The sequence below is a fragment of the Microbispora hainanensis genome (genome assembly GCF_006874475.1).
Taxonomy (GTDB): Bacteria; Actinomycetota; Actinomycetes; order Streptosporangiales; family Streptosporangiaceae; genus Microbispora; species Microbispora hainanensis.
The window spans coordinates 1-3,736 of the sequence record NZ_VIRM01000111.1 but is presented as its reverse complement, the minus strand read 5'-3'; the positions used below and the strand labels follow the sequence as shown (position 1 = coordinate 3,736).

Here is a 3,736-nt window from a genome sequence, read left to right as displayed (position 1 = left end):
CAGAAGCCGTCAGCCAGATGCAGGCAGCGGGGCCGGACCTGGATCGAGTTTGGGCCGATGCCAGAGGGTGGAGCGGGCGTACGGCGGAGGCGGAGCTTCATCGGCGGCCTCCCCAGCTGATCACTTCGTCGGGGTGGGCGAGCGAGTCCGCAGGCAGGGGCGGGGCCATCGGATCGAAGCAGGAGGCCAGCAGCGCGCTGACGGCCGCGCCGTCCAGCGGGCGTACGGTGAGCCCGCACGCGCCCAGGAGCCGGGCCGCCTCGGCCAGGCGGCGGTAGGCGCGAGCCGCGGCCGCGGTCGTGCCGTTGGCGCCGACGGCGGGTTCACGAATCACCAGCAGGACCTGCCGCCGCAGCAGTTCGTGACGGGTGGCCAGATCCGTCAGAAACATGGCGTGCTCGCGGGCGGCATGAGCCAGTGCCGGGTGCGGGAGCAGGGGGATGCGCTCCTCGAGAGCGCCAATCGTCGTGGCGAGGTCGACGCGCTCGGCGCGGACCAGGATCTGCACTCGCTCGGACAGCGAGTTCAGCCAGCGTCCGAAGGCGGCTACCAGGCCGTCCTGCTCGTCCGGGGTCCGCAGGGCGAAGCTGACGGTGGAGACCTCGGCGATCGCGACGATTCCGTCCGGCCCGAGGTCGATCAGGCCGTCCTCCCCCACTCCGCGCGCCGGCAATTTGAGCGGTGCCGGGACAGGGCCTCGACTGGCCGCGATCCAAGCGGGCGCGGGTGCGACCACGTCGGGCGTCGAGACCAGGCGCTTCGCGGACCAGCGGTATCGGAGGGCGGCGAGGAGGAACCGGTCGAGGCTGACACCGTCATGCGTGGCGACGCCCAGCAGGATTCCCAGCACCGCCACGAGCAAGGTGATCGCCGCGAATACGGCGAGGGGAAGTCGCTCACCGAGCGTCGTATAGACGAGGTAGAGCGTCGCACCGGTGACGGCGAGGATGGCCACCTGCCGAGCGGTGAACCCCCAGACGATCCGGTCGGGCTGTTCCACATCGGCGGGGATGCGGACGACTTCGCTCCAGCTCATCGTCCATCACTCCCTCGCTGCCAGCGCGTACGGCGGCGAGGCGGAGGTGGCGGCTTACGTCGTCCGGGGTTCTCGGGCCAGTCCACGGAGCCCGGGATGGGAGCGTTCGGCGGCACGATCGGCTGCACCGGTCGTTTCGGTGCCGCCGGAGGGACGACCGTCTGGCGTGGGGGAGGCGGCGAGCTGGTTCCCGCGCTCCGCAGCCAGTACATCTGGCTGAGCCCGGCGGGCCCGGCGGCGTAGTAGTTCTCGCGCGGGTAGCCGAAGACGGGAGTGGACGGCGGAACCGGGCGCGAGGGCGTAGGCGTCGGGCGGTACTTCCCTTGGACCGGCGGGGCACTGGGGGCGTGCTTGGCGACCGCAGGCTGCCAGCTGGCCGGGTTGACCGGACGGCGAGCGGCGACGGGAGCGTGCTTTGCCGGTCCGGCACCTCCGCGCGCTGCGGCAGCGGCAGTTGCCGCAGTGGCAGCGGACGCGGCAACCGTACCGGCAGGGCCTGCCGCCAGGGCGGGCAGGGCATGCCTGACCATTGCCGTGTTCACCGCGCGCTTGGCCGCACCGACCCTGGAACCCTTCTTGAGGTGCAGGGCGCTGAGAAGCGGACTGGTGACCTTGTACGCCAGGGCGTACTTGACGATGCGCACCACACCGAGACCGCGGCCGCCGGGCAGGAACATCACCCGTGAGACCCAGGTGGGGATGCGTACCAGGACGATCAACAGGACGAGGGCGAGGAGCAGGTTGTAGAGCGGGCCCCGGCCGGTCAGCCCCATGACCTCACGGCCGTCCTGGTTAAAGAAGACCCGTACGGCCGTGACGAGCGTGAGCGACTGGCAGATCTGGATGAGCAGCAGCCCGGTGAAGACCCGCCACCACAGTCGCGCCAGGCCGTCCGTCTGAGGCAGGGCATGGCAGGCGAGGGCCAGCGGAGCCGCGACCACCAGCAAGGTGGTCAGGGCCACTCGGAGCACGAAGGTGATGAGCAACACCACGAGCAGCACCACGGCCACCAGGGCGAGCAGGATGTAGAAGATCGGCGATGCGTCGGGCAGCAGGACGAGGAGGCGGATCGCGTTGGCCGCTCGGCGCGCGTCGAAGCCCTGGCCGAGCAGCGCCTGGGCGATCGCGTTGCCGAGATCGATGGCCTTGCTGGTCAGCAGGAAGCTGGCGTTGGCGGCCAGGAAGGCCACGACGAGCCGGGGCAGGATCTCCTTGATCGCATACCTGGTCTGGACGGTCTCGTAGCTCATGGCCAGGATCCCGCCGACGGTGGCGAACAGGATGAAGGATCCGTTCGCGATGACCAGGGTGACGTGCCACAGGTCCTCGATCCGTGTCTGACCGTCGATGCTCGGCGTGGCCAGTAGCGTGGCGGCCAGGGCGTCCAGCAGCGGCTTGATCGCGGACCCGACGAGCTCGGTGAACCAGGTGTTTATCTGGTTGGTGATCCAGTCGCCGATGCCGAAGCTGATCCCGGTGTTGCCGCTCGGGAGCGGTGGCAGTTCGACCACCGGTGTTGGAGTGGGCGAGGGATTAGTCCACAGGGTGTGGATAAGAATCTCGATTGTCATCGCCGTCACCCGCCGACGACGTGCTTGAGCACGTTGACGAACAGCGGTGCCAGCACGGCCAGGGCGTAACCGAGGGCCGCGGCCTTGAAAGCGACCTTGGCTTTCTGGACCTCGCTGGGATCGCCGCCGGCGACCAGGTAGCGCAGGCCACCGATGGTGAACATCAGCGTCGCCAGCGTGGCGAGCAGCCCGACGATCCAGTTCCGCAGGTTGGTGAAGACCTGGTCGAGCTGGTCCGGCCGGGTCGGCGGAGCAGCGGCGTGCATCATGGCAGTCGCGTTGCCGCCGTCGGCCAGGGCCGCGGCAACGAGGACGGAAACGATTGCCGCCGCTATGCCGACGACGAGCAGGACACGAACGACATGCCGCCGCGGTTTCCGCAATGTCGGCAGGTGAGGGATCCGCGCGGAGCCGGTGAGGCTGCCCCAGCCTCCTTTCCTCGTGGTGGTGTCGGGTTGCGTATCCGAGCTCCGGCTCCGCGCGGAAGTCATGGGGACGTCCTCCTCCACCTCTCTAGGAGGGGTGGAGGAGATCGTTGGGGACGTGGCCGCCTCGACTTCGCCGCTCAGGACGGCTTCGACGAGGATCGGTTCGCAGCGCTGGCGGCGCTTCTTGGCGGCCTCGATGGTCAGACCGAGCTGCCGGGCGGCGTCGGCCAGGGTGCGCTTCTCCAGGCGGGTCATGCCGATCAGTTCGGCGTCGACCTCACTGATGACGCCCTTGGCGACGGCGTCCAGGAGGACGAGGTCCGGGTGTCCCCAGGGGACGGGAGGGGGTGACGATTCCTGAAGCGGAAAGCGCCGGGCCGCTCCCGCCTCCGCGTTCTCCCGGGCACGCTCGCCGGCCCGCTTGGCCGCGGCGCACATCCGCGGAAAGACGCTTGGGGTGTCGAGGTCGGCCGTACGGATCGCCTCGATGAACGCGGTCAGGACCTCGGTGTCGATGTCTTCCAGGTCTCCGGCAACGTAGCCGCGGCAGATCCTGCCGCTGATGCCGCGCAGTGCCGGTATGGCAACGCCGACGGCACTCACCATCCACTGCGGCCCGTTCTGCCGGGCCCGGGTCACGAGCAACCGCCAGACCGCGTCGCGGGCGGCGTTTGAGCAGGAGGGGTGGATCAGCACATCCC

At 69.6% G+C, this 3,736-nt stretch carries 3 protein-coding genes; all 3 read right to left on the bottom strand.

The window, feature by feature from the left end:
• Nucleotides 1–97 precede the first annotated feature (97 nt).
• Nucleotides 98–1,036: a PrgI family protein gene (locus tag FLX08_RS39620; RefSeq protein WP_142625391.1), complete on the bottom strand. Its 939-nt coding sequence runs from the start codon at nt 1,034–1,036 to the stop codon at nt 98–100.
• The gene (locus FLX08_RS39615) at nt 1,033–2,547 is read right to left on the bottom strand and encodes a TrbL/VirB6 family protein (protein WP_142625390.1); all 1,515 of its coding nucleotides are present in this window, start codon (nt 2,545–2,547) and stop codon (nt 1,033–1,035) included. Before FLX08_RS39615 ends, FLX08_RS39620 begins: the two co-directional genes overlap by 4 nt.
• Before the next feature lie 65 nt (nt 2,548–2,612).
• Nucleotides 2,613–3,736 (bottom strand): pilin (locus FLX08_RS42795; RefSeq protein WP_244313237.1); only part of this gene is annotated, 1,124 nt, incomplete at its 5' end.

Bases quoted from the DNA above. Each gene is read 5' to 3' on its own strand.
- FLX08_RS39620 (WP_142625391.1), bottom strand. From the start codon at position 1,036: ATGAGCTGGAGCGAAGTCGTCCGCATCCCCGCCGATGTGGAACAGCCC.